Annotated in this window: 1 protein-coding gene; it reads left to right on the top strand. The window is 32.7% G+C overall.

The features are described from left to right. Positions 1–351: 351 nt before the first annotated feature. Positions 352–678: an Imm59 family immunity protein gene (locus HMPREF2628_RS04750; protein ID WP_070842483.1), complete on the top strand. Its 327-nt coding sequence runs from the start codon at positions 352–354 to the stop codon at positions 676–678. Positions 679–899 lie beyond the last annotated feature (221 nt).

The following is an 899-nucleotide window of genomic DNA, read 5'->3' as shown; positions in this document are numbered from 1 at the left end:
AATATGGATTTGATATGGTAAACAGTAAATTAACGTTGAAGATGGAAAAATTATAGCTTTTAATAAACGCGGGTTACCTTATCCAGAGGGATATCAAGATTATCATCAATATGAAGTAGTTAAAGATATAAATCTTAAAAATCTTGAAGAAGGTTTTCTTTCTATGTCTGATGTGGATCAAGAAAAACTTTCTATTATAATGCAAAAACGAGGGATCTCGTTTGCAGATTTAGCTACTCCTGCAAAATGAGAAATTACAAAAGTCTTTGGAGCAGGTGGAGAAACTCAGATACAACTAGGGAATTCTTTGAAGTATTATGAAGATTTAGGTTTATTAAAAGAGGTGATAAAATGAATTCGGAACAAATTGAAAAATTCAAACAAGAAATAGAATGTATTATAAAAGAAAAAAATTATATATCTTTACGGTATGTTCTTTTCGATGAAACAAATAGAACACCATTTGCTGTACATATATTTTACAAAGATAATTTATTCATGGTGAATAGCAGAGATGAGAGGGCTTATGTAATTGGAAGAACATTTGAATTTGATAATTTTTCTGAGGCTGAAAAAAAATTCTTTAATGTATTGGACTTTATAGTACGTGAGGGTCGAAGGGACATATCTAACAGAGGAAGCTATATGTATTCCTCACCTCTTTGGGACAAACCATAATAATAAATTTAGAAAAGCAACTCAGTGAAATTTGATTTGAATTTTATCGAGCTCTCCCAGCAACAAGTATCGACTGCTTTTATGCGCAGTGAGGATTTTGTTCGGTATTATGAGCCGTATGTAAACACGGAGGAAGGCTAATGGGATTCTATGTAGATATTGCGGAGCTTCAAAAAGCCCAAGAGGTCTATATGAAGATGGTCGCAACTGCTCAGAGTCAG

The sequence above is a fragment of the Streptococcus sp. HMSC063B03 genome (genome assembly GCF_001836965.1).
GTDB lineage: Bacteria > Bacillota > Bacilli > Lactobacillales > Streptococcaceae > Streptococcus > Streptococcus pneumoniae_F.
This window is presented reverse-complemented; position numbering and strand designations above follow the sequence as displayed.

Excerpts from the sequence above, each read along its gene's own strand:
- HMPREF2628_RS04750 (WP_070842483.1), top strand. The coding sequence starts at position 352 with ATGAATTCGGAACAAATTGAAAAATTCAAACAAGAAATAGAATGTATT.